General features: G+C 33.5%; 29 protein-coding genes. 11 read left to right on the top strand and 18 right to left on the bottom strand.

Annotation, left to right across the window (positions count from 1 at the left end):
- Positions 1-124: 124 nt before the first annotated feature.
- The 3 genes from GJV76_RS06725 to GJV76_RS06735 all read right to left on the bottom strand — a co-directional run bounded on the left by GJV76_RS06725 (position 125) and on the right by GJV76_RS06735 (position 2296).
- Entirely contained in the window at positions 125-667 is a 543-nt protein-coding gene (locus GJV76_RS06725) for a YqiA/YcfP family alpha/beta fold hydrolase (RefSeq protein WP_155091875.1), read from the bottom strand.
- A gap of 155 nt (positions 668-822) precedes the next feature.
- Positions 823-1338 (bottom strand): hypothetical protein, encoded by a 516-nt coding sequence (locus GJV76_RS06730; protein ID WP_155091876.1) that lies wholly within the window; start codon positions 1336-1338, stop codon positions 823-825.
- A gap of 79 nt (positions 1339-1417) precedes the next feature.
- Positions 1418-2296, bottom strand: coding sequence for a helix-turn-helix domain-containing protein (locus GJV76_RS06735; protein ID WP_155091877.1), 879 nt, complete (start codon positions 2294-2296; stop codon positions 1418-1420).
- A 157-nt stretch (positions 2297-2453) separates the two neighbouring features.
- Between GJV76_RS06735 and GJV76_RS06740 the strand changes: the two genes are divergently transcribed.
- Complete coding sequence (locus GJV76_RS06740) at positions 2454-2909, top strand: hypothetical protein (protein ID WP_155091878.1); 456 nt, start codon at positions 2454-2456, stop codon at positions 2907-2909.
- Between the two features lie 460 nt (positions 2910-3369).
- Here GJV76_RS06740 and mqo read toward each other — a convergent pair whose 3' ends face one another.
- From mqo to GJV76_RS06765, 5 genes are all read right to left on the bottom strand, one after another.
- A complete protein-coding gene (mqo, locus tag GJV76_RS06745; protein ID WP_155091879.1) occupies positions 3370-4869 on the bottom strand; it encodes a malate dehydrogenase (quinone) in 1500 nt (499 codons plus the stop codon).
- A 94-nt stretch (positions 4870-4963) separates the two neighbouring features.
- Positions 4964-5371, bottom strand: a complete 408-nt coding sequence (ruvX, locus tag GJV76_RS06750) for a Holliday junction resolvase RuvX (protein WP_155091880.1) — start codon at positions 5369-5371, stop codon at positions 4964-4966.
- Positions 5372-5385: 14 nt separating this feature from the next.
- Entirely contained in the window at positions 5386-6558 is a 1173-nt protein-coding gene (locus GJV76_RS06755; protein ID WP_155091881.1) for an AIR synthase related protein, read from the bottom strand.
- Positions 6559-6715: 157 nt separating this feature from the next.
- The gene (locus tag GJV76_RS06760) at positions 6716-7843 is read right to left on the bottom strand and encodes a cysteine desulfurase family protein (protein ID WP_155091882.1); all 1128 of its coding nucleotides are present in this window, start codon (positions 7841-7843) and stop codon (positions 6716-6718) included.
- 142 nt (positions 7844-7985) lie between these two features.
- Positions 7986-9734, bottom strand: coding sequence for an MFS transporter (locus GJV76_RS06765; protein WP_155091883.1), 1749 nt, complete (start codon positions 9732-9734; stop codon positions 7986-7988).
- A 129-nt stretch (positions 9735-9863) separates the two neighbouring features.
- Between GJV76_RS06765 and GJV76_RS06770 the strand changes: the two genes are divergently transcribed.
- Together GJV76_RS06770 and rlmH are read left to right on the top strand one after the other, a co-directional pair.
- Positions 9864-10859 (top strand): hypothetical protein, encoded by a 996-nt coding sequence (locus tag GJV76_RS06770; protein WP_155091884.1) that lies wholly within the window; start codon positions 9864-9866, stop codon positions 10857-10859.
- Between the two features lie 376 nt (positions 10860-11235).
- On the top strand, positions 11236-11709 hold the full coding sequence (gene rlmH / locus GJV76_RS06775; protein WP_155091885.1) for a 23S rRNA (pseudouridine(1915)-N(3))-methyltransferase RlmH: 474 nt from the start codon (positions 11236-11238) through the stop codon (positions 11707-11709).
- A 34-nt stretch (positions 11710-11743) separates the two neighbouring features.
- Here the strand turns inward: rlmH and GJV76_RS06780 are convergent, their stop codons facing one another.
- The 3 genes from GJV76_RS06780 to folP all read right to left on the bottom strand — a co-directional run bounded on the left by GJV76_RS06780 (position 11744) and on the right by folP (position 14161).
- Positions 11744-12592: a hypothetical protein gene (locus GJV76_RS06780; RefSeq protein WP_155091886.1), complete on the bottom strand. Its 849-nt coding sequence runs from the start codon at positions 12590-12592 to the stop codon at positions 11744-11746.
- 136 nt (positions 12593-12728) lie between these two features.
- Positions 12729-13340 carry a hypothetical protein gene (locus GJV76_RS06785; RefSeq protein WP_155091887.1) on the bottom strand — a complete coding sequence of 204 codons (612 nt, stop codon included), beginning with the start codon at positions 13338-13340 and terminating at the stop codon, positions 12729-12731.
- Complete coding sequence (folP, locus tag GJV76_RS06790; protein WP_155091888.1) at positions 13337-14161, bottom strand: dihydropteroate synthase; 825 nt, start codon at positions 14159-14161, stop codon at positions 13337-13339. The genes GJV76_RS06785 and folP overlap by 4 nt, the downstream gene beginning before the upstream one ends.
- 123 nt (positions 14162-14284) lie before the next feature.
- Between folP and GJV76_RS06795 the strand changes: the two genes are divergently transcribed.
- From GJV76_RS06795 to tpiA, 5 genes are read left to right on the top strand one after another with little or no spacing between them, the layout of a single operon-like run.
- A complete protein-coding gene (locus GJV76_RS06795; protein WP_155091889.1) occupies positions 14285-14833 on the top strand; it encodes a DUF1599 domain-containing protein in 549 nt (182 codons plus the stop codon).
- Positions 14834-14861: 28 nt separating this feature from the next.
- Positions 14862-15959, top strand: coding sequence for a BT_3928 family protein (locus GJV76_RS06800; RefSeq protein WP_155091890.1), 1098 nt, complete (start codon positions 14862-14864; stop codon positions 15957-15959).
- A gap of 12 nt (positions 15960-15971) precedes the next feature.
- The gene (locus GJV76_RS06805) at positions 15972-17045 is read left to right on the top strand and encodes an ABC transporter permease (RefSeq protein ID WP_155091891.1); all 1074 of its coding nucleotides are present in this window, start codon (positions 15972-15974) and stop codon (positions 17043-17045) included.
- Between the two features lie 12 nt (positions 17046-17057).
- Positions 17058-17633 (top strand): TlpA disulfide reductase family protein, encoded by a 576-nt coding sequence (locus tag GJV76_RS06810; RefSeq protein WP_155091892.1) that lies wholly within the window; start codon positions 17058-17060, stop codon positions 17631-17633.
- A 2-nt stretch (positions 17634-17635) separates the two neighbouring features.
- Complete coding sequence (gene tpiA / locus GJV76_RS06815) at positions 17636-18388, top strand: triose-phosphate isomerase (RefSeq protein WP_155091893.1); 753 nt, start codon at positions 17636-17638, stop codon at positions 18386-18388.
- Between the two features lie 66 nt (positions 18389-18454).
- Here the strand turns inward: tpiA and GJV76_RS06820 are convergent, their stop codons facing one another.
- From GJV76_RS06820 to GJV76_RS06840, 5 genes are all read right to left on the bottom strand, one after another.
- Positions 18455-19012 carry a Smr/MutS family protein gene (locus GJV76_RS06820; RefSeq protein WP_155091894.1) on the bottom strand — a complete coding sequence of 186 codons (558 nt, stop codon included), beginning with the start codon at positions 19010-19012 and terminating at the stop codon, positions 18455-18457.
- On the bottom strand, positions 19002-19262 hold the full coding sequence (locus GJV76_RS06825; RefSeq protein WP_155091895.1) for a hypothetical protein: 261 nt from the start codon (positions 19260-19262) through the stop codon (positions 19002-19004). Before GJV76_RS06825 ends, GJV76_RS06820 begins: the two co-directional genes overlap by 11 nt.
- 13 nt (positions 19263-19275) lie before the next feature.
- Entirely contained in the window at positions 19276-19923 is a 648-nt protein-coding gene (pdxH, locus tag GJV76_RS06830; protein WP_155091896.1) for a pyridoxamine 5'-phosphate oxidase, read from the bottom strand.
- Positions 19924-19935: 12 nt separating this feature from the next.
- Entirely contained in the window at positions 19936-20844 is a 909-nt protein-coding gene (locus GJV76_RS06835) for a ribonuclease Z (protein ID WP_155091897.1), read from the bottom strand.
- A 107-nt stretch (positions 20845-20951) separates the two neighbouring features.
- Positions 20952-21293 (bottom strand): ribonuclease Z, encoded by a 342-nt coding sequence (locus tag GJV76_RS06840; RefSeq protein ID WP_155091898.1) that lies wholly within the window; start codon positions 21291-21293, stop codon positions 20952-20954.
- Positions 21294-22254: 961 nt separating this feature from the next.
- Here GJV76_RS06840 and GJV76_RS06845 point away from each other — a divergent pair.
- Complete coding sequence (locus GJV76_RS06845; protein ID WP_155091899.1) at positions 22255-22452, top strand: hypothetical protein; 198 nt, start codon at positions 22255-22257, stop codon at positions 22450-22452.
- 200 nt (positions 22453-22652) lie between these two features.
- Here GJV76_RS06845 and GJV76_RS06850 read toward each other — a convergent pair whose 3' ends face one another.
- The gene (locus GJV76_RS06850) at positions 22653-23579 is read right to left on the bottom strand and encodes an aspartate carbamoyltransferase catalytic subunit (protein WP_155091900.1); all 927 of its coding nucleotides are present in this window, start codon (positions 23577-23579) and stop codon (positions 22653-22655) included.
- 24 nt (positions 23580-23603) lie between these two features.
- Entirely contained in the window at positions 23604-24152 is a 549-nt protein-coding gene (gene pyrR, locus GJV76_RS06855) for a bifunctional pyr operon transcriptional regulator/uracil phosphoribosyltransferase PyrR (RefSeq protein WP_155091901.1), read from the bottom strand.
- 191 nt (positions 24153-24343) lie between these two features.
- Between pyrR and GJV76_RS06860 the strand changes: the two genes are divergently transcribed.
- Positions 24344-25183, top strand: coding sequence for an META domain-containing protein (locus GJV76_RS06860; protein WP_155091902.1), 840 nt, complete (start codon positions 24344-24346; stop codon positions 25181-25183).
- A 131-nt stretch (positions 25184-25314) separates the two neighbouring features.
- Positions 25315-25854, top strand: a complete 540-nt coding sequence (locus tag GJV76_RS06865; protein ID WP_155091903.1) for an NADPH-dependent FMN reductase — start codon at positions 25315-25317, stop codon at positions 25852-25854.
- Positions 25855-25902 lie beyond the last annotated feature (48 nt).

The following is a 25902-nucleotide window of genomic DNA, read 5'->3' on the forward strand; positions in this document are numbered from 1 at the left end:
ATTTTTTTAAGACTTCTTCAGTATACATGTCTAAAAATAGTAAGCTATAAATAATTCCCTATAAAAAAGGGAACAAGTCAAACACCTCATTCCCTTTTACTTATTCTTTTTTTAAGTGTTTTACTTAAAAATACTCGTACTTTAATTTTCGCTGTACATAATGATTAATATATCCTAAATAGTCTCTAAACTTCGGCAATCTATGAGAGTCCTCTACAAATAGAATTTCACTATTGTAAGTAATCTTATCCTGTAAATCAACAAAGTCTAATACTTCATCTTGTTTTCCCACAATAATAAAAGCATCTTCAGGATTATTAATTTTTAGAATACTCTCTCTGAGATTATCGCTAAATATCAATTTACTATTGAGTCTTGAATCTAAATCTAACAAAGGACTTAGCATAATTAATATAGACTTCAATCCCTTTTCCTTCCTCTTTTCTCTCAGTTGATAAGCTAAATTAGCTCCAGTCGAATCCCCTATTAAAATTACCTGCTCTTGTTCAGATAACTCTGCATCAACAACATTTAAAATACTCTTAATATCTGATTCTGGATTCCATTCGACACAAAAACTAGAGGAGTTTTTAAAAAGTCTTTTACAATCTTCATATTTACGAGAAGTTTTATCCGAACCATACCCATGGAAATAAATCATTATCATAGCTAACTCATTTTTTACTTAATTATATGTTTAATTTACAATTATTTTTCAAATAAACATATAGCTTACTGCAAGTACCTTCACTAATTATCATTCAAAAAACAAATAAAAATAACACTTAATAAAACTATTCAATGCTATTAGTAGACTAAATACTATTGCTCTTTCTTAGCGTTAGTATCACCATGCTCTAATCTTGTATCTTTTTCTTCTTCTTGATGATGATCTGTCACATCTTCATAACTATCAAATCCGCCATTTTTTCTTTTCTCATACATGTTTTTCACATGATTAACCACTTCCTCACTCTCTTTCTTAACGTCTTCTCTTACATTCTTAAAGCCCTCTTTAAACTCCTCCCATGTACTAAATCCTTCCTCTTTCGCTTTTTCATATACTACTTTCGCTTTCACTTTAGCCTCACTGTATTCCCCTTTAAATTCAGACCAAGCTTGAGCACCTTCTTCTTTAGCTTTACTATAAATTTCAGAAGCCTCTCCTTTAGCAGTATCAATGCCCTCTTTCAAGAATTGTTCTATCTTATCAGCATTATTTCCTAATTCTTTTAGGCCTTTTGAAAGATCTCCAGCTACCTCTTTAGCCATATCAAACAAATCATCCAATATATTTGCTCTATCCTTTCCTTCTTTGTTATCAAACTTATTTTCCATAGTTATATCTTTTTTGTTAGTATAAAAATACCTCTTTTTAGAATTAAACAATTGCTATTTAGCTTTATTTTAAGTAAAACTACGATGATAATCGATACTCATTGGGTGTCTTCTGAGCATATCGCTTGAAGAAACGACAAAATACAGATGCATCACTAAACTGCAACTCTTGGCTTATTTCATTAATAGTCATTGTTGTACTTTTTAATAAAAACTTGGCATATATAATCACTGCTTCATTAATCCAAGCCAATATCGATTTACCTGTGCGCTCGCGAATCACAGTAGTCAAATACTTTGGCGTTAAATACAGTTTATCTGCATAAAAAGAAACCGCTCGTTCTTTTTTGTAGTTCTGGGATAGCAACACATAAAAATCATCTACAATCTTGTCTTTACGATCTTTAAATTTTCGAGAAGATTCTGGTAGAGTTCTATATACTTTCGAGATTGAACTTATTAAGGCAAATATCAAATGCCTCAAAACCTCCTCTTTATCTGTTATCAATGCCTCATAATAATATCGTTGTAAAAAGCTCATATAATCCATCATTAAAGAATACTGCAAGTCACTTAGCTTGACAATCGGATTATTGCGAACAAATTCATTCGATATAAAATCACGTAGAATTGGATAGGAGACAATAAAATCTAATGAAATAACAATGGTAATCGTACGAAAATCGGGACTTATCAATTCAGATTCTATCAAGGTATGCGGAAGGAGAATCATTAAATCTCCTTTTTCTCCAAAATACTCTGAATGATTGACTTTTATTCTATTACTTCCATCAAAACACATTCCTATCATCAATCCATCAAATAAATGTTGATTTCCAGAAAAATGCTTTCTCAACTGATTCATATCATTAGTAATAAAAACCCCTTCTACCCTTTGGTGATCATAAAGGTTAAACATTGACTGAATAGCCTGTACAGTTAACTTATCGCGTTTCATTAAGTAATATTTAAGACAAAACAAACATATTGCACATAATTGAAGCTTAAAGGTACATATTAAATATAAATTCTAAAACTATCTTTGATGTATTAAAACAAAGATATAATGGGGATTATAAATATCCCCTTTAAACGTATCTTTAAATTGTGCAAAAATGAAAAAAGAAGATTTTGTCTATTCAAATAAATTATACACTCTATATAAAGAGCGTAGTCTTAATAATGAAAATAGCCAAGGTATCCTATATCCGTTTTATTTTTCCGATAAGCTAATTTCGGATAAGAAAGATTTTGGAACAAGTTTTTGCATATACTCGATTTACGAAAACAAAAAGCTCTTAGGACAGATTACTACAAATCAGATCACATTAAATTCAAGTAAGCCAAATAACAAACTTCCAATAATGTACCTTGTCATTAACAACGAGGAGAAATTAATGTGTACAGATTTAATCACAAAGCTTATTGAAAGAATTAAACTTGATTTCGCACATATCAAATACTTCTATTGCTTTAATCATAAAGTAACAAATTTGCATAAAGATTGGAGTTCCACTCCCAGCAGAAGATATAAAAACAACAAAATCAACCTCATAGCGAACAATTGGTAAAATATTTCCAAATATATATACTCTTTTAAAAGAACTTGTTCACTTTCTTTTAGAAGCAAAAGCAGTTAATTAATTAACTGCTTTTTTTTCTTCAAAGTTACAGTTGCTAACTAAGCAAGAGTAACTATACTACATAGCTCTGGGTGGGAGATAAAAGCATCCTACAGCATGGGGAATAGAGTAAATGAAGCAGTGATAAAGTAGAATCTATGTCATCTGTTTTAATTAATCCCAAATTAGGCGATAGAGATATAAACGAAAAGTAATTATACAAAATAGCTCTGAATGATTAAGTGAAGCATACGATAGTATGGTTTTAGAACTAATGAAAAGATATGAACTAGAATTGCTTTGTCGTATTTGGCTAATGCGTAATCCGGGTTAATAGCGATCTGGAAGTTATACCCATAAAAAAAGCCCTTGTTATCACAAGGGCTTCTATATAGCTATTGAAAATAGATTACTTATTATGAGGATATACCTTTAAAGCTTTTGAACAGTTTTCTCTTACCTGAGCCACTAATTCTGGATGTTCATTCAAACTCATTCCAAAAGAAGGAATCATTTCTTTGAACTTAGCTTGCCATTCTGGAGATTCAAATTCATCTTTGAAGCACTTAGAAAGAAGTTTTACCATAATAGAAGTTGCTGTTGAAGCACCTGGAGAAGCACCTAATAATGCTGCTATACTACCATCACCTGCTGCGACAACTTCAGTACCAAACTGCAAGATACCTCTACCTTTAGCATCTTTTTTAATTACTTGTACACGTTGACCTGCTTGTTCCAATGTCCAGTCTTCATCTTTCGCATCAGGAAAGTATTCTCTAAGAGATTCATGTCTTGATTTATTAGATTGTAATACTTCACCAATTAAATAGCGAGTCAAATCCATATTTCTCAATCCAGCTCCTAACATAGGACCTATATTATTAAACTCTAAAGATTTTAGCAAGTCCCAATAAGAACCTTTTTTCAGGAACTTAGTTGAAAAACCAGCATAAGGACCAAACAGCAAGCACTGCTTACCATCAATAAAACGAGTATCTAAGTGTGGTACAGACATTGGTGGCGAACCTACTGAAGCTAATCCATATACTTTAGCTAAGTGTTTTTGAACAATCTCTTGATTGCGACATACCAACCATTCTCCTCCAACAGGGAAACCTCCAAAACCTTTACTTTCTGGAATATCTGCTTTTTGAAGTAATAAAATAGCTCCACCTCCAGCACCTACAAATACAAAATCTGCCGAAACTTCACTCTTACTTCCTGTTTTTCTATCTACTGAAGATACTTGCCACTTTTTACCATTTCTTGTAATATCCTTTACATGAGTATTAAAAGTCACATTTACTCCATCTGTTTCTTCCAAATGTTGAAACATTTGGCGTGTCAAATCACCAAAATTCATATCTGTTCCAAGAGGCATATAAGTAGCAGCATAATTCTCTTTAAGCTCTCTCTTTTCCATTAATAATGGAGCCCATTCCTTGATTTTTTCAGGATTATCTGAAAACTCCATACCGTGGAACAATGGATACTTTTGTAATTCTTCGTAACGTTTTCTCAAGAAATTTACATTATTTTTTCCCCAAACAAAACTCATATGAGGTACAGTATGGATAAAACTCTGTGGATTCTTTAAAACATTTTTATTTAATAGGTATGTCCAAAATTGTCGAGAAACTTCAAACTGCTCAACAATATTGATAGCCTTTGTAGCGTCGATGGTACCATCTGCTCTTTCAGGCGTATAATTTAATTCACAAAACGCAGAGTGTCCTGTTCCAGCATTATTCATTGCATCGGAACTTTCGGCAGCTGTACTGTCGAGACGCTCAATAACCTCTATTTTTAAATTTGGTTTCAGCTCTTTTAATAGGACACCTAGAGTAGCACTCATAATTCCAGCACCTATCAAAACAACATCAGCCTCTGATTTTTGTATACTTGACATTATTATTAATTTAATTTTCTCTACAAAATTACTTCATATTTAGACTAAGAAAGGGTAAAATTTTCTTAAATTATTATAAATCAATTCACTCAAATTATTGATTCATATAATCTTGAAGAATGATTGTGGCAGCAATCTCATCAATCAAGGCTTTGTTTTGCCTTTGTTTTTTCTTAAGACCGCTATCAATCATCGTTTGAAAAGCTATTTTTGAAGTAAAACGCTCATCTATTCTTTCAACAGGCATATTGGGAAACTGCTTGTGAAACTTATCTATAAATTCATTCAATAGTGGGGTTATCTCCGAAGGTTCGTTATTTAAGCGTTTAGGTTCGCCTATAATGACTTTTTCAACTTTCTCCTTGCTGAAGTAATCTTTTAAAAAGTCCATTAATTTACTAGTATCCACTGTTGTTAAACCAGATGCTATAATTTGAAAGTCATCTGTGACAGCAATTCCAGTACGTTTTTTTCCGAAATCAATCGAAAGTAACCTTGCCATTTGTATTTGTATTTTTAATAAATGAATGTTCCGTGTTCCGAGCTAATAGTTAATTGCTTCTTATCAGAAGCTTCAACACGCCCTATAATTTTTGCTTTCACATTAAATGATTCTGAAATGGCTATAATATCATTAGCCACTTCTTGACTTACATACAATTCCATTCTATGCCCACAGTTAAACACTTGATACATTTCGCGCCAATCTGTCTTAGATTGTTCTTGTATAAGTTTAAATAAAGGTGGTACATCAAATAGATTATCTTTTACAATATGTAAATTATCAATAAAATGTAAAATCTTAGTTTGCGCTCCTCCACTACAGTGCACCATACCGTGAATTTGTTCGGCATTGTACTTATTCAAAATAGCTTTGATAATTGGAGCATATGTACGAGTTGGAGATAACACTAACTTACCAGCATCAATTGGCGAATTTTCAACTGCATCCGTTAAATTTACTTTTCCTGAATACACTAATTCTTCAGGCACAGAAGAGTCATAGCTTTCCGGATACTTAGCAGCCAAAGAATGATCAAATACATCATGTCTTGCCGAAGTTAACCCATTACTTCCCATTCCTCCATTATACTGCTTCTCATAGGTTGCTTGACCAAATGATTCTAAACCTACAATAACATCTCCAGCTTTTATATTTGCATTATCTATTACATCACTGCGTTTCATACGCGCAGTCACTGTAGAATCAACGATAATAGTGCGAACTAAATCACCCACATCAGCAGTTTCTCCCCCTGTAGAGTATATAGTAACACCATATTGCTTTAATTCGTTAATTAGCTCCTCCGTTCCATTAATAATAGCAGAAATCACTTCTCCTGATACAAGGTTCTTATTGCGTCCTATCGTACTTGACAACAAAATATTATCTGTTGCACCAACACACAATAGATCATCAATATTCATAATTAATGCATCTTGTGCGATCCCTTTCCAAACAGACAAATCTCCTGTTTCTTTCCAATACATATACGCTAATGAAGATTTTGTTCCAGCTCCATCCGCATGCATTATTAAGCAATAATCACTATCACCCGTTAAGTGATCTGGTATAATCTTACAAAACGCTTTTGGAAATAATCCTTTATCAATGTTCTTTATAGCATTGTGAACATCTTCCTTTTCTGCAGACACTCCCCTTAAAGCGTATCTATTATTTGAACTCATATTTAGTGTGTTGTTGTTTGCGCGCAAATTTAATGCTAATGTTTTTGTAAAACAATGTTATTTTACTCCAAAACACACATTTCTTTTTTTAGGCTCTTTATTTAACAAAAAAAATCCACTATGGTTTATAGTAGATTTTTTTATTTGTTTACTCGACTTAGATTACTTGAAGAACCTCAATCAAAGTATCTATTTCTTCTTTTGTATTTTCATGGCTAAAAGACAATCTTAAACTTGGGCGTTTTAAATCTTCTTCACATAAAAACTGAGACAATACATGTGATGGTTTTTGACTTCCAGATTGGCAAGCACTACCTCTTGACACAGCTATTCCCTTCATATCCAATTGAAACAACATCATAGCTGCTTTCTCTTGCGACAAAGGCAGTAACACGTTCAATATATTGTAAAAACCGACATTATTTCCGTTGAACTTCACATCTGGATACACTTCACTCAAGCGTTTTTTACAATACTCTTTTATCTCACTGATGTGCTTTCTTTCCTCATCTAACAACTCATAAGCCATTTCTAATGCTTTTGCCATCCCAACTACTTGGTGAACACCTTCTGTACCCGCACGCATTCCCTTTTCTTGCTCTCCTCCAAAAATAACGGGTTTCAAAACATTCTTTTTTCTAATAAAAGCAAAACCAATTCCCTTAGGCCCATGAAATTTATGAGCACTTGCCACAATAAAGTCGATAGGCAACTCCTCTAAGTTAATTCGAGTTTTACCAATTGACTGTACTGTATCACAGTGAAACAAAGCCTTGTGTTCAACACATAACGCAGAAACTCTCTTCAAGTCAAGTTCTGTTCCAACTTCATTATTCACGTGCATTAAAGTAACAAGTGTTGGTTGACTTTCATCCTTAAGCAAATCTTCTAACTGATTATAATCTATTTCACTTGTTGGCAATATATTTAAAAACACCACTTCTACACCATACTCTGCACTTAATTGTTTTACCGTATTTAAAACTGCATGGTGTTCTAATTTAGTCGTTATAACTCGCTTAACTCCTAAATCACGCACACATGAACGCAAAATCCAATTGTTTGCTTCTGTACCACATGATGTAAAAATAATTTCTGAAGATGTCGCATTAAACTGTTTTGCGATTACTTTTCGAGCATTCTCTATTAATGATTTTGCATGTCTTCCGATTGCATAAGTAGAAGAAGGATTACCATAATCATTTCTCAACACTTTCACCATTTCTTCGATTACCTCTGGGCGAACGGATGTTGTAGCAGCATTATCAAGATATACTTGTTTCATTATTAGTTGGTTTATTATTTTTCCTAAGTTAGGAAGTATTATATTATTGATTATTTTTTTTCGCGATACGCAAATGTAGTAAATCTCAAAAAAATAGTCCGCTCTATTTTCAAAATTTAAAACTTTGATTCGTCTATATTTACTATTCTATTCTGTCTATTTCTATATTTTGCTCTTTTAAAACTCTTTTGGCGATTAAACCGAAAGCCAAAAGGTAAACAAAACACATCACACATACGATGTATGACTGGTGAATGCCAATTATATCTGCTACTTTGCCTTGAATTGGCGGTATAATTCCCCCACCTAAAATCATCATGATTAAAAAAGACGAACCTTGAGCTGTATACTTGCCAAGTCCCATAATCGAAATATTAAAAATGGCTGGCCATAACACACTGCACGCCAAACCTCCTGCTAAAAATGCATATACAGCTATCATTCCACTGGAGAAAAGTCCAACAATCATCGAAACCAATCCAAACAAACTAAACAATATCATTGTTCGCGCAGATTTATTCTTACTCCAAAACGAGAACAAAACCTGAATAGCAACACAAATACTGTAATAGTATAAATGCTCTATTTCATTTCCAGCCATTTTATTAGCTAACAACACTACGCCATAAGCGACAAAGGGAACCACAATCAAAGCGAATAACCTCTTGCTCTTATCTAAGTTAAAAACGCTCACAGCTCCTGCCCAACGACCGATCATCAAGCTTCCCCAATACATAGATAGATAAGGTGCTATTTCAGAAGATTGGAGAGAACCAAATTCTTCAAGTTTAAGCAATTCGCCCAAATTACTACCAATTCCTACTTCTACTCCTACATATGCAAAAATACCTAACATTCCCAGCAATAGCTGCGGATATTGCATTGCTCCCCATCCCTCTTTACTTTTTCTACTTTTAAAATAAGCCAATAAAACACTTCCGGAGATCACTAACAATACGCCAGATAATAGCATAATACGCTTATTCTCTATAGGTTCTTTGAGTTCGACAATTTGATTGTGCAATCTATCCAACTGCTCACTTACTGCTTCTACAGATAGCTGTTCACTCTCCGCCTTGGACGCTATCTCTTTATACTCCAACTCTAAACTTTCAACTTTCAAAAAATCTTCGCTATTATAAGAACTAAACACCGGAATAAACAACGCTATTAATAAAGCAGTCATTACCAGTAATAATCGAATAGCTTTCTTTGCTGGCTCAATCTTCTCATTGCTTATTCCCTCGGGAATTTTCTTAGAAAAGTAAAACATTGCAGCAGCGAGTAAGAATAAACCACCTACAGCGGCATATAAAAACACCATCTTATCCAAACTCAAATGTTGAATTTGATCATCTGTCAAGCTCTTAGTTGTCCCAAACAGCGCATACGCCATTAAAAGTGGACCTATAGTCGTCCCCAATGAATTAATACCACCTCCTAAACTCACTCTACTTGTACCTGTTTTGGGATCACCTAAAGCAATAGCCAAAGGATTTGCTGCAATCTGCTGTAGGGAAAAACCCAATGCCACAACAAAAAGTCCTACTAACAAAGCAACATATACACTTACCTCAACAGCCCAAATCATCGCCGCAGCCCCTATGGTTGAGAATAAAAGTCCATATACAATAGATCGCTTAAACCCCCAACTACTTACAACATCTTTCTGTCTATAAGAGCTGATTAAAAACAATATTAAAGCCCCAAGATAATAAGCTGTATAAAATGAGAAATCAATCAATTGAGATTGAAACTGATCTAAGTGAAAAAAGGCTTTACAAAAGGGTATAAAAATGCTATTACCCGCTGCAAAAAATCCCCAAAAGAAAAAAACTGTAACTAAAGTGTACAGCGCAGGATAATTTGTTTTGATAGAAGATGAGCTCATAAGGCACAATGTATTTACATTAAATTTAACATTTTCAAAGATAACTAAATATGCTATTAAACACTTAAAAATGATGTTATATACAAAGAAAAAACTATTTTTGCTCTTTATGATTCATTAGACCATATTATGAAAAAAATTATTTGTGCACTAAGCTTAATATCTCTAACATTTTTAAGCTCTTGCGATGATGGAGATGTTGTATACAAGGACATAGACTTCAGCAAAAACACCACTGTAAGTAAATGTACTAATATTGGTGCCGAAAAAATATATTACAAGATTCAAGAAACTGAAGCGCTGATTATGATTCTTGACACGAATACTATTATGTCAGATCCAGGACAGAGATTAGTCGATGTAAATATTGATGGTACTTCTACTTCATTAGAATACAGAAAATACAGTGCTAAACTTGACCAATCTAACATTTGCAATATCCCTGCTCCCGCATTTCCAAATGTCACGCAGAGTATTCCGACTTCACCAGGAGGTACAGTTAGAATTGAGCGCATGATTCACGTCAAAAACAACGAATCGAGTACAAGCAATACGACTACACTTACCTATCAGTATTCCTTTACGCTTTTGAACATTAACTTTGTAGATGCAAACACGAATATCAAGTATGATAAAATGTATTTTGGAACGAATACCTATGAAAATAGAACTCTTTCTTTCAATTTCAACAACAGTGATAATTCGCTGAAGAACATCAATACATGTAATGATCAATATATTGGTTTATCAGATAGAGAAGCTATTATTTTAGACCTTAAACCGGAAGATTTCCCTACTGACGAAACAGTTAAAACCATTGACTTAAACGAAAATAGAAAAGTAAGTTTTAAACATTACAAAAGAGCTGGTATCAATATTGATCAAGTATGTAAATACAAAGGAGATATACCAGGATCAAGTGAGGCCAATACCAATACATTATTGGAACTATGGGTTGCAAGGAACGGTAAAATACAAATTGAATCACGCTGGACAAACCCTGTTGAAGGAGAAAGAAAACTCGTACACAAAGTATCTGTTGTCGATATCCTTTTACAAAAAGACCAATACGAAGACATACAAGTGATGAAAAGCTTTGATGTTGGACAAGTTGAAGAACAATAATTTATCCGATAAGACTATCCTTTTTTCAAATAACATTGCATAGTGAAGAGATAGTACATCGATAACGGTCAAATATTAAAAATCTGTTTTGGAGTCATCCCAAACAGATTTTTTTATTTCCTCATCTTACTTGTATTCCCTTTACTTAATTACACTTTAAAGTAAATTCACTTTGTTATTCGATCCATGCAAAGTAGCACAGAGCAATAAAACCAAAAGACAAGCAGTAACTTATTTAAAAACAACACCTTATTTCTAAAAAAGGTAAATACTGGAAATAGTCAGTAAGTTTTCTGTCTAAAAACGGAGTACATACTTTCGCAAAATCAATTCTGATTTTAGAAAATAAAAAATTACTTTTGCAAAAAAACAAAACATGAACATCAAGCTAATCGCTATAGGAAAGACAGATAGTAAACCTCTACAAATATTGATTGACGAATATACCAAAAGACTGTCTTTTTATATCAAGTTTGATTTAGAAATTATCCCTGACATTAAGAATGTAAAAAACTTATCTGAAGCCCAACAAAAACAAAAAGAAGGTGAGTTGATTTTATCTAAGATATCTCCTACAGATTACTTAGTATTATTGGACGAGAATGGAAAGGAATTTTCCAGTATGGGATTCTCTGAGGAATTGCAAAAAAGAATGAATACAGGAATCAAAACTTTAGTTTTTGTCATAGGAGGGCCTTATGGGTTTTCAGAAAGCGTATACGCAAGTGCAAAGGGAAAAATCTCCCTCTCGCGTATGACTTTTTCACATCAAATGATTCGCTTATTTATCATTGAGCAAATTTATCGAGGTTTTACGATTTTGAAAAATGAACCTTATCACCATCAGTAAGCTTACTATTTAATCACCTCCATTTGGCGCTCACTTAGTGCTTACTAACCCCTTGTGACGCTTTAAAACTAACGGGGATTGGATATCTCAATACTGCTTTTTGCCCGTTCAAATAGCGTGGATAAGTAAACAAATCCATGTCTAATTGAAAGAACAAACTTTTATAAGCTGTTTGGATTAATTCGATTTTCTCTTTTGATATCCCATAAGGTACTAAGTCACTAAAGTACAGATTCTTCTTTTTGGAAACAGGGTCTATTGTAAAAACCATTACCAGTGGAGTATCTTGTTTAAACGCAATTTCTTTCAGAATACGTTGCTCCGTAAGCTTCAAAAGAAAAGCAACACTTTGTGCTAAATCCATTGACTCAAAAAAATCTTCTTCGGTATCTAAACAGCCTGAAGTTTTACTTAATAACTTACCTGTTGAATCATAACAAGAGATTACACTCTTGCTATCGCCTATCTCGTAGTAACTCATCCATCCGTTCTCTAAATACGTGCTTGTCTTTATTGTAAATAGACTGTTTTTTCCATAGCCATTCGTATATACACTCTTAGAACTCATATTTACGCGATTAGACGAACCTTCAATCTCTTTACTATAGACAATTCGATTGATAATAAACTTATCCTTTTCTTTTTTTGTAGAATAGACAACCTTATTGGTCCATGGATCCTTATCCGAAACAGGTATAACAGCTTGATAATATTTAGTAATCGTGGTATCTATGCTTTTCATTCGCAATTCTGTCATGATATCACTGCCATTGTATCCTTTTGCATATTCAATATACATCTGAGCAGCATTTCCTCTTTGCGCATGCACCCCCACCCCGACTAAAACAAATGAAAATAAGCTCAACAATTTACAAATACTCATACTTTTAATGCTTATGCATATTTCTATAACGATTTTTGCAATCGATTATTACAAATCACTTTTTAAAAATTGCACATAAAAACACAAAGAGACACAATACATAGTTGCGTCTCTTAATATTCAATTATTCAATAGTTTAATATACTAAATCACTTTGTTGGAATTTAGCGCTAATTTCTTTTTCCTCTAATAATACGCGAACTTGAAGATAAGTTTCAAAGCTAAGTTCTTTATTAAAACCCAGTTGAATACTATCTCGTTGTTGAATAGAAGTCATCAATTCTTCTCTATTCATTTTATTTCCTTCGAAGATAAAATCATTTGCACCCTCAACGTAAACAACATTTTCTAATGCTGTTGGACCAGTAAATGCGAAATTTATATCTTTAAATGGAAACCAAGCTCTGTTCTTGTGTAGAGAATCGACATAGATGTAGAATACGCCTTTCTCATCACTGTGCATATTTTCTTGATCATACTTGTGATCCTTAACCTTTTTTACCATCTTAGCTACATCTAAGAGATTGAGTTCTCGCTCAATAGCAAATAAATAATTTGTACCTGCAATTCTATTAGTTTCATTCAAATAAGCACCTTTTGTATCTTCGTCATACTCTATATAAATATAGGAATGATCATCTACACCTTCCAGAACAGTATGTGAAGCCCTTGTAAGCAACATTTGTTTTCTATTACAACTCCCCAAAACTAACAAAGCTGGAAGTAAGAATAACAGTAATTTTTTCATATAGCTAATTGTTTTAATATTTCTCTGCTCTCTACTGCTTCTTTTACATCGTGCACACGCAAGATTTTTGCACCTTTTTGCAAAGCAATTGTGTTCAAAACCGTTGTACCATTCAGTGCTTCAGAAGGAGAGGATTCTAATAATTTATAGATCATTGACTTTCTAGAAATCCCAACTAAAATAGGCAATTCAAAAACATCAAACAACTCTAATTTTGCCATCAACTCATAATTTTGAGGCAAGGTCTTTGCGAAGCCAAATCCCGGATCTAAAATAATATCATTGATCTTACATTCTCTTGCTTTGGCGATTCGCTCTGCGAAATAAGATCTAATATCTTTTACAAGATCCTCATACGACGTTAGTGATTGCATGGTTTGTGGATTACCTCTCATATGCATCATAATGTAAGGAACTCTTAACTCACCCACCACCTTCATCATTTGTTCATCTAAGAATCCTGCAGCAATATCATTGATAATGGCAGCTCCTGCTACAACACTCTCTTTTGCCACTTTAGCTCTAAAAGTATCGATAGATAAATACAGTTTAGGAAATTCTCTCAATAAGAGATCAATAACAGGAATAAGCCGACTAATCTCCTCGTATTCACTTAAGTAATCTGCACTTGGTTTACTCGAATAAGCTCCAATATCGATAAAATCAGCACCTTCTTTAATCATTTTTTCAGCTTGTTTAAGAAAAGCTGAATCTGTCTTATACTTTCCTCCATCAAAGAAAGAATTGGGAGTTACATTTAATATTCCCATAATCTTTGGAGAGGATAAATCGATGATTTCTCCTTTACAATTAATTGTCATTGTGTATTGTAACTAACTTTTTAGTAATTTTATGTGAATATTTAGTCCAAATTACAATTTTATACTTTCAAAGAGGAGGTATAATTAGTATTTTTGGAAAAATATAATACAAATATAATCCAAATGAATACGACTTCTGACCAATTTGACCAAGTAATTGCGATATGCAAAGATTTATATACAAAAAAGATGACAGATTATGGATGTGCATGGAGAATAATGCGCTTACCTTCACTAACTGACCAAATCTATATCAAAGCACAACGCATAAGAAGTATTCAAGAAAATGAAGTCCGCAAAGTAGATGAAGGTGAAATACCTGAGTTTATTGGGATTATTAATTACTGTATTATGGCACTAATCAACCTTGAAAAAGGCGTAGCAAATCTACCTGATTTAACTGCAGAAGAAGCCATCTCATTATATGACAAACAAGTTGCAATTTGCAAGGCTTTAATGGAAAACAAAAACCACGATTATGGCGAAGCTTGGAGAGATCTAAGAGTGAGCTCTTTAACGGATTTGATCTTACAGAAACTCTTACGTGTCAAATCAATTGAAGGAAACAAAGGAAAAACAATTGTTTCTGAAGGAATAGATGCCAACTATCATGATATGTTGAACTACTCTGTATTTGCTTTAATTCACTTAGACCTTGTCAACACTAAATAATACAAACCTTACCACAAAATAAATTGTTATGAAAGTACTAACTCAATTATCGCGACTTTTTGTAGGAGTCTTATTTATACTCTCCGGATTAGTAAAATTAAATGACCCTTCGGGGTTCTCTTTTAAGCTGGAGGAGTACTTTTCTACAGAAGTATTAGACCTTCCTTTTCTAATACCTTATGCTTTAGCATTAGCCGTTATAATCGTCATTGCAGAAGTTTTATTAGGTGCCGCTCTATTAATTGGCTATAAGCGAAAATTGACACTATGGTCACTTTTCTTAATGATTCTATTTTTCACATTCTTGACGTTCTATTCTGCTTTTTTCAACAAAGTGACTGACTGTGGATGTTTTGGTGATGCTGTTCCCCTTACCCCTTGGGGATCGTTTACAAAGGATATTATACTACTGATATTCATTCTAATCCTTTTAAAAGGAGGAGAATATATCACCCCTCTCTTTAAGCGCTCTACTAACAATATCATAATGCTCGTTGTTCTTTTACTGTGTTCTTTTATGGGATATTGGGTATTGAACCACTTGCCGTTGAAAGACTTTAGAGCATACAAAGTAGGTACAGATATTATGAAAGGGATGGAAATACCTGAAGATGCGCCAAGAGCTAAATATGAAATGAACTTTTATTACGAAGTAGATGGTGAAGAAAAGAAATTTACAGATAAGGAGTTAGGCAATATTCCTGAAGGTTCTAAGTTTATCCGCAGAGAAGATTTCCAAATTTCAGCAGGCTACATTCCCCCAATTCACGACTTTAGTATGGATAAGGACGGAGAAGATCACACAGCTGAATTAATGGCAGAACCTAAATTGGTGTTAATTATCAGTTATGACTTAGATAAAGCAGATACTGAAGGATTAAAACACATGAAAGACTTTGCCAATAAAGCAATTGTCAATAATTATAAAGTAATTGGTATGACTGCTTCTTCTCAAGAGAAAATTGACAAGACTATAAAGGATTTCCAATTGCCTTTTGAGTATTATACATGCGACGGAACAACTCTAAAAACAATTGAAAGAGCAAACCCAAGTATAGTAGTATTAAACAAAGGTGTTATCGTTGAGAAAAAACACTGGAATGATAGAAAAAATGTCAACTTATAATAACAGTTTTCCTTGTTAAGTTATTTTATAAAAAAAATTATATATGCAATGGCTACCCTATTTGGGGTAGTCACTGTTGTTTTTTTACTATTCAATATTCTGCCTGGCGATCCGGCCAGAATGATGTTAGACCAAAACGAAAACCCTGAACAACTGTTAGCTGTTAAGAAAAAATATGGATTTGATAAGTCACTCACAACACAATATTTATTGTACTTAAATGACCTATCTCCTATTTCGCTTCACAGTACTACCGAAGGAGATTTCACTTATGACAATGGCAAATACACCAGTATGCAGATTATGCGTACCAAAGAGATTGCTCTGAAAATAAAGTTTCCTTATCTGAGAGAAAGCTTCCAAAAAACAGACAAAAAAGTAAGTACAATTATCGGAGAAACACTGCCAAACACAGTTATATTATCGTTTTTAGCCATTAGTCTTGCCCTTTTTGCAGGTGTATTATTAGGTGTTATTTCTGCACTTTTTAAAAACACTTGGGTGGATCGATTGATTGCATTAGTAAGTACATTTGGCATGAGTTTGCCTTCTTTTTTTAGCGCAATACTATTTGCCTGGATATTTGGCTTCATCCTCCATGAATACACAGGACTGCCAATGATAGGTAGTCTATATGAAATAGATGACTTTGGAGAAGGAAAAACCCTTGCCTTAAAGAATTGCATACTCCCAGCTATCGTATTAGGAATAAGACCCTTGGCTGTAGTTACTCAATTAATGAGAAACTCCCTATTGGAAACACTAAATCAAGATTACATTCGAACAGCCAAAGCCAAAGGATTGCCAATGTCTAAGATAATTAAACGACACGCAATCCGAAACTCTCTTAACCCAGTTGTAACAACACTCTCAGGATGGTTTGCTTCAATGCTTGCAGGAGCAGTCTTTGTAGAATATATATTTGGCTGGAATGGCCTGGGAAAAGAAATTGTCCAAGCCTTAAACACCCTTGACTTACCTGTGATTATGGGAGCTGTTTTAATTATCGCAAGTACTTTCGTAATCATAACAATTTTAGTAGATTTGATATACGCTTATTTAGACCCAAGAATTAAGTTAAACTAATATATTTTATTAATGAAAAAACTTCTTTTCACAATAGCCTTGGTTGCTTTCGCATTTACTGCGTGTAATCAAAAAAACAACAATACAGAAACACCCCAAACTGAAGTTTCTGCTAAGCAAGAAGAAACACAAGAGATAAAGAAAGACAATACAACTTTTGCTACAAGAGCATTAGAACAAGATTTTATCGATTTAGAAGGCAATACAATCACTTTAGAACAAATCTTAGCTAAGTATAAAGGAAAAGCTATATTAATCGATATCTGGGCTGCATGGTGCCCTGATTGTATTAAAGCAATTCCTGCCTTAAAAGAAATTAAAGCAGAATACACGGAAACTGTTTTTGTAAATCTATCTTTGGACAAAACAGAACAAGCTTGGAAAGAAGCTATCGAAAAATACGGAATCGACGGTGAACAATACTTCTCTACAGAAGGAAAGGGAATGAAAGGTGATTTTGGAAAATCACTTGATCTCAATTGGATACCAAGGTATATAGTAGTAGACAAAGAATCAAAGATCGCGCTTTACAATGCGACTGAAAAAAGCTTTGACGAAATAAAAGAAACATTAAAAAAAATACAGTAATTATGAGACATGCTATCGTTGCCGGAAACTGGAAAATGCATAAAACTTATGCAGAAACACATAAACTTTTGGATGAGTTAATCGAAAAGTTACCAGCTGGAAAAGAAGTTGAAGTTATTGTTGCTCCAACGTTTACTAATTTAGGTAGTGCTGTTGCTCACCTTGAAGGAACAAATATTCAAGTTGCAGCACAAAACATGCACCAAGCTGAAGGAGGTGCATTTACTGGGGAAATATCTGCTCAAATGCTAAAAAGTGTAGGAGTAGATATCGTAATCTTAGGACACTCTGAGAGAAGACAGTATTTTCATGAAACTGATGCTATCTTAGCTGATAAGGTTAATACAGCTTTAAGACACGATATGCGCGTAATCTACTGTATCGGAGAAGAATTAAAAGACAGAGAAAGTAAACAATACTTGAATGTAATTTTTAATCAACTCAAAGATGGGCTTTTCCATTTGTCAAAAGAACAATGGAAGAATATTGTCATTGCTTATGAGCCTGTATGGGCTATTGGTACAGGTATGACAGCATCTCCTGATCAAGCGCAAGAAATACACGCTTTTATTCGTCAAGAAATTGAAAGAAAATACGATAAAACAGTAGCTGAAAACACTTCAATTTTATATGGAGGAAGTGTTAAGGCATCAAATGCTAAAGAGATATTTTCCAAACCAGATGTAGATGGTGGACTTATAGGAGGAGCTGCTTTAATTGCAGACGATTTCTGTACAATAGTAGAATGTTGCTAATACAGCATTAATTAAAATAGAAAAGGGCATTTTTATAAATTAAAAATGCCCTTTTTAAATATATGCTTATCTTGGGTTTTGCTTGATGTAAATTTGAGTTGCACCTAAGCCATACTTTTGATAATTTGCATCTTCTGCTACCACTTCTGGATATCGACTAAACAGGTACTCTAACTCTGCTTTTAATATCCCCTCACCTACACCGTGAATAAAGACGATTCTCGGTATTCTATTTCGAATAGCGAACTCTAACTGCCCTCTTGCAGCATCTAACTGCAGTGTTAACATATCGTACTTTTCTAAACGAGCGTAATCTTTAGTCAATTTTTCGATGTGCAAATCTACTTCGAGTACAAATTCATCTTTTCGAGATCGCTTTTCTTTCGTAAAAGAACGCTTTTTAGGACCTACCTTGTCTTGTAAGGCATCTTCTATCATTCCTCTACTCGTTGCTGAACTTATTTCATCAACTGCTTCGCGGTTGACCTTTAAGAGTTCTCTCTCACTATAGTTCAATACAAAACCATCTTTTGTCTCAATGGTAATTAAATCTCCCTGAACCTTTATCACTGTACCTTCTTCATTCTCATCAAGAACATGTACATAATCTCCTTTATTTAGCATCCTTTTGATCTTCTTTATCTAATTCAATCAAATCTTTTTTAATTCCAGTATTAAACTCTCTTTCAGCAGGACTTTCGATAGTTGAATTACTTGCTGTCCTACGAGTTAAACGCGACATTGCAGCAAAAAACAAAATCACTGCCACTATTTGTATCCATACATTAGGTTGCTCTTTTGTCTGCTCAAAAAATGCCCATCCCATAACCCCTAAGGTTACAACAACAAAAATAATCTTCATTACTCTCTTCATACACCAATCGTATTTATGGAGCCAATCGCTCAATCTTCCAGTCTAATTCATCCTCAGTCAAAGTATAGCGTATTCTATCGTGTAGACGATTTGGTCTACCTTGCCAAAACTCAATAGAAATTGGCTTCACTACAAACCCTCCCCAATTACTTGGTCGTTTGATTCCCTGTAGGGCAACCTCTTTCTCTACACGCTCCATTTCTCTTTCCAAAACTTCGTGAGAAGAAATCACTTCACTTTGATTAGATACAATCGCACCAATACGACTTCCTAAAGGACGAGAATCAAAGTAATTGTCTGACTGAATATCAGAAGCTTTAGTAGCTATACCTTTTATAATAACTTGTCTTTCCATAGAAGCCCAGAAAAAAGACAAACATATATGTGGATTAGCCAAGATCGCTTTGCCTTTTTCTGAATTGTAATTCGTATAAAAAACAAAACCATTCTCGTCATAAGACTTTAGCAGAACAACCCTTGACTTTGGAAAACCATCTAAGCCAATCGAAGAAACAGTCATCGCATTTACCTCGTCTACTCCACCAAAGTCTTCCACTTCGCAAAACCACTTGCGGAATTGCATCATTGGATTCTCATCTATTGTACTTTCTAAAAGCACATTTTTTTCATATGATTTTCTATAATCTTTTAAATCACTCATAAGTAAATACATTTATAAGTTAAAAACAGCTCCATCATCACCATTTAGAATATTGCCTTTAAAGACAGTTTCTGCTTCTTTCTTAAAGAGTGTAATGTCACTATAACGCGTAGAATAATGCCCTAATATCAAAGTTCCTGCATTAGCCAGTGTAGCAATCTTAGCTGCTTCCTTAGCGGTACAATGCTTGGTTTTCTCCGTATAATGCTCTTCTGAATCTAAAAAAGTACTCTCGTGATACAACACTTTTACATCCTTGATGATAGGTACTATCTGCTCTGAATAACAAGTATCTGAACAAAAAGCATAACTCTCAGTTGGATCCGGATCATAGGTTATATCGCTATTTTTCACTACTGTACCATCTTCTAAAGTAATATCTCCACCATTTTTTATTTTTTGATAGTAACATCTATCAATCCCCAAATCCTCAATGGCACCAATTCTCAGACGACGATCACCTGGTTTTGATTCAAACAAGTAACCGTTGGTATACACGCGATGATCTAATGGAATCGTCCTTACAACTACTTTATCATCTTCAAAAACGACTTCACTTTCCTTACTGGTCAATTCATGGAAGAACAATTTGTATCCCGTAAAAGAATTTGACAAGCGAAGTTGTAACAGTATCACCTCTTTTATCCCCTTTGGTCCATAAATATGTAGATCTGCCTGTCTATTAAGCAACATAAAAGTGGAAACAAGCCCTATCAATCCGTAAAAGTGATCCCCGTGCAAATGGGATATAAAAATATGATTAATACGCTGAAACTTAAGCTTTCTGCGTCTTAGCTGTACTTGAGTTCCTTCACCTGCATCTATCAAAAACATATGCCCATTCATCTCTAAAACTTGAGAAGTAGGATTTGTTATTGTTCGAGGAGTAGCTGCATAACAGCCTAATATGGTAAGTTTCAATATATTGTATTTTTACTATTTCAGGTTGTAATTTACAAAAATAGCCCACAGATTACAAAAAGAAAAGGCTTAATTACTTAAGCCTTTTCATATATTATTTACTTTATTTAGAATCCTAAATCTCTTTGAATTTCGTCCATTTCAATTAAGTCATGTGCCTCTTGTAGTGTACGCACAACTATTAAATCTCCATCAAAATCATTAAAATCAATATCAGGTACTACAATGACGAATGATTTATTAGCCTCTTCCATATGTGAGATTGCTAAATCCTCAAATAAAACTAAAGATTCCTCCTCTACAATATCCTTATTATGACTCAAATCAATAATTATATTCGCTTTTTTAAAACTATCACTGTACTGCGCTTCCACCTTCTTGACAAACTCCTCTATTGTTACTTCATTACTTGAAACAATGATAGTATGACCTTTTTCTTTTAATTTCATAGTATAAGTCTTAATTTGATTTAGCTAATATAAAACGAATATAAATACTATCATATAGTAGAGCAAAAATATCTTCATTAATCACAATCGCAGAGGTAACCTATAGATGCTTATCACGATGTAGTAACAAATAACGATGTTTATCAATAGAGTAAAATATTTGATTTATATCATTCATAGATATACAGACAGTCCATAGATAGTATTTTTTACTCCTCTCAAAATGAACTATAAAAATAGCTAAAAAAGTAGATTAAAGCAGCTCAAATCAGTTCTTAAACCCAATAAAATCAATACTTCATCGAGGTTTACAGAACCTTTGTTCGGAGATTCTTCGGAAGATGTTCGAAAAACAAGGCTTTTTCCGAAGAGATACCGAACAAACACCGAGAAAAAGCCCAAAAACACAGGGATTACAGGGTACGAACTTTTAATAATCATCAAAAAAAAGAATGCAAAATGCGAAGAATAGATTTGCTTTAAAATGGTGTTTTTTACAAAACAAAAAGAAGGTTATGTACTTTGATTCGTTTACTTCTCAAACCAATTAAACCAATCAAAATAATTGACTAACAATGAAGTACAACACAAATATACATTTTTATTATTATTTACTGCTGAATAATCTTTAAACCAATTCACAAGTATTCACAACCGACCAAGTAAGTAGATGACACAACTGGGGATACGCAAGAACCCCTTTATTCGATACAGTGATAAAACCTACTTGATCATGACCTAAGCGTGCTAATTCACAGAGAAAATCTAAACTTTCTATAGCATTTGCATGGGCCAACTCCTCTACTCATTCGTTTATCCGTCAATCAAAAATTACCCTACGCAAAGACACTGATCCCTAAGCTCGTGTTTCCCCCTTACATCTTCTATAATTTGACCTAATATAGTGTTACACCTCTTTTCTAATCCAAGCGAAAGCACTTCAGCTTAAAGAAATGGAACGATGATTACCGTACCACTTTTAGCCGCCCGTACAATTAGATTTGTTTCTTACAATATCGCTCTTACTCTTCCTTCAAAACCGAATAATAAGACTCAACACTCCTTCATAGCAAATAGACAGGAAAGGTTTTCGTATGACATGCCTTATTCTTATTTCTTTTGTCCAAAAGGACTTGTTCTATCTTCTGAGAATACGTGACGTCGGAGATAAGTAATAAAGACAAAAGTTGCCATATTACTTTTGACGAAATATACTTCGAGAATGATAAGTTTAATAGGTTAACCATACCCCTACCAAATAATAAAATATAGAAAAACACGGCATACAGCACAGTGAATATTGTGCTGTATGCCGTGCTCTATAGGTATAAAATAAGCCAACAAAATGGCTGGCTTTAATTATTTAATTTTTGATGCTAATAAATAGATAACAGCCATACGCACTGCAACTCCATTCTCCACTTGATCTAAAATCACTGATTGCTGTGAATCTGCTACATCTGAAGTAATCTCAACTCCTCTATTAATAGGGCCTGGATGCATCACTACAATCTCTTTATCCAGGGAGTCCAAAATTTCTTTAGTCAATCCATATTGTTGTGCGTACTCTCTTGTATTGGGAAAGTAACTAAAATCTAAGCGCTCATTTTGAACGCGAAGCATATTAGCAACGTCACACCATCCTAAAGCTTTTCTCAAGTTAGACTCTACCTTAACACCAAGGCTTTCAATATGCTTAGGAATTAATGTTTTTGGACCACATACTCTTACCTCAGCCCCTTGCATCTGCAAAGCGAAAATATTAGACAATGCCACACGTGAATGTAGAATATCTCCTACAATAACAACTTTCTTACCTGCTACGTCACCCAACTTTTCGCGAATAGAGTAACTGTCTAACAAAGCTTGGGTTGGATGCTCATGGGCACCATCTCCAGCATTAATTATACTTGCATTGACATTTTTAGACAAAAAATAAGCTGCACCAGGATTGTTATGACGCATCACGACCATATCCACTTTCATTGCCAAGATATTGTTCACCGTATCGATTAGCGTTTCTCCCTTTTTCACAGAAGATTGGGCCGCTGAAAAACTAATCACATCCGCAGAAAGACGCTTTTGTGCTAATTCAAAAGATAGTTTTGTACGTGTACTATTCTCAAAAAAGATATTTGCAATTGTAATATCCCTTAAAGAAGGAACTTTTTTAATAGGTCGATTAATGACTTCTTTAAAATGATCTGCTGTTTCAAAGATTAAATCAATATCGTTCTTAGTTATATATTTGATACCTAAAAGGTGATTTACACTTAATTCTTTCATTGCTTAAGTAAGTAAATTTAATAGTTAGATTGATAAACTTTGCTGTATATAAACACTATCTGACATTCCGTCTTCTGACCAATGTACACGCACTGACTCCTCATTAAAGGCATCTACTTGACGACCTCTATAATCAGGCTGAATTGGCAAATGGCGACTAAATCTTCTGTCAATTAAAACCAGTAGTTCTACTTCAGCTGGACGACCAAAAGATTGTATTGCAGTCAATGCAGAACGAATACTTCGCCCTGTAAACAATACATCATCAATAAAAACGACTTTCTTGTCTTCAACAAGAAAATCAATCTGTGTTTTATTCGCTTCAAGAGGTTTTTGATTTCTTCTAAAGTCATCGCGAAAGAAAGTAATATCTAAAAATCCCAAGGGAATATCAGATATGTTATATTCTTTTTCAATAATAGCTTTAATTCGCTCTGCTAAGAACTTACCACGTGGTTGAATACCAATAAGAAGAGTATTTGAAAAATCTAAATGATTTTCTACTAATTGACAAGCCAAACGATGTAGAATAATATCAATCTCTTTTGAAGTAAGTAATACTTTTGGATTCATATAAAAAAGAGTTGTGTTTGGGGAGTAAAAGTACAATTAATTATTGTTTTTACACTTCAATTTTAGAATTATCTCTAACAAATTGAATAAAAACAGTTGTTTTTATTGGCTATAGAAGTCAAGTTTATGTATTTTTACTTAAAGACTATCGCAAGTTTTTACTTATATTATATTTTCAAAATCAATTGACTATGAAACACTTTTTAATCTTATTCGCCTTGTTGTGTTCAACACCACCAAGTGTATTTGCACAAATAGATAAAAACAGTATTGCCAGCCATATTGAAGAAAAAACAAATGATATCTATCGCACAAAATGGGTTTTACAAAAGATAAATAACCAAGAAGTCAATTCCGAACAACCGATTTATATACGCATAGACGATAGCAATTTCAAAATCCACGGCAACAACGGGTGTAACATTTTTCAAATTAGCATAAAATCGCTAAAGAAATTCAATCATAACCCCATCAAAATAAAAACAAGAAAATCAATTGCTACAAATCACAAATGTGTTGATTCACTTTTTACTAAAGACTGTGATATTCTCTCCTTACTAACAAAGGCAAAGTTTACGATATCAAAACAAAATAACGATGAGCTAACACTCTTAACTAAAGATAAAACAGAGCTATCCTTTGTAAGAGAAGACGAAAACCCCATGTTAAAGTATATGGGAAAATACGCATGGAAACTGATTCAATACAAAGGAGATAGCGACAAAGACTTTTCTGAATATTTAATCTTTGACTTCCAAAAACAAACGGTAACGGGTTATAATAAGAATGCTTATTTCGAAGTAAAGTTTTCGATTAATAAAAAGAAAACGAAAATCACCTTTTACGATGTCTTTTTACTTAAAAACATTCACACAATTGATAAGCAAAGTCAGAATTTCATTTCATTGCTTTCAAACAAAACATATTATTTTGATATAGCTGAGCAAACATTGAATTTATATGAAAACAATAAAATTATTTTAATGTTTGGCATTATTGAGAAAGAAATTATAAAATCAATTACAAATTAATAATTAAGCATTTTATTTTTATTATTTTTAATTTTTGACAAATGTAGACGCACTGTACAAAGCATTTTGCATAAACTTATTCTCTCAAATAATTGTCATACCTTAGTCCGTAAAATATTCAAAATAGTTTTATGAAAGCTTTAATTTTTAATGGTTCTTTAGATGAAGAATCATTTCGTACATCGAGACGTATAGCACAATACTACGCAGATCAATTCATAAAAGCTAATGTTGAAGTCCAGCAAATTCACTTATCTGATTATCAGATCCCTATATTTCAAGCAAAACTCATGCAGGATATCCCTGATGATGTTTTGGACTTTGCAAACGCTTTCCGTTCGGCAGACATCATGATTTGGTTAACTCCTCTATATCATGGAAGTTTAACTGGCGTAATGAAAAATGCGATAGATTGGCTGGAAATCACGTCAAAAGACACACCAGCTTATTTGACAAATAAAGTAGTAGGATTTACTTGCTGGTCGGCAGGAAATCAAGCGATGCAAGGGATACAGTCCTTAGACAATATCGCGAAGGCATTAAGAGCTTGGTCACTACCTTATTCTATTCCTATCAGCAATATGGATTTATATGAAAACAATGACATATCAGAAATGTATAAAAACAAAATGAATATGTTGACTGAATTGTTAATTCAAAGTAAGCAATAAAAAATAAAGAGAGGCTGTCTAAAAAGCCTAAAAAACAAAACCCCGTCT

The sequence above is a fragment of the Myroides albus genome (assembly GCF_009711045.1).
Lineage (GTDB): Bacteria > Bacteroidota > Bacteroidia > Flavobacteriales > Flavobacteriaceae > Flavobacterium > Flavobacterium album_A.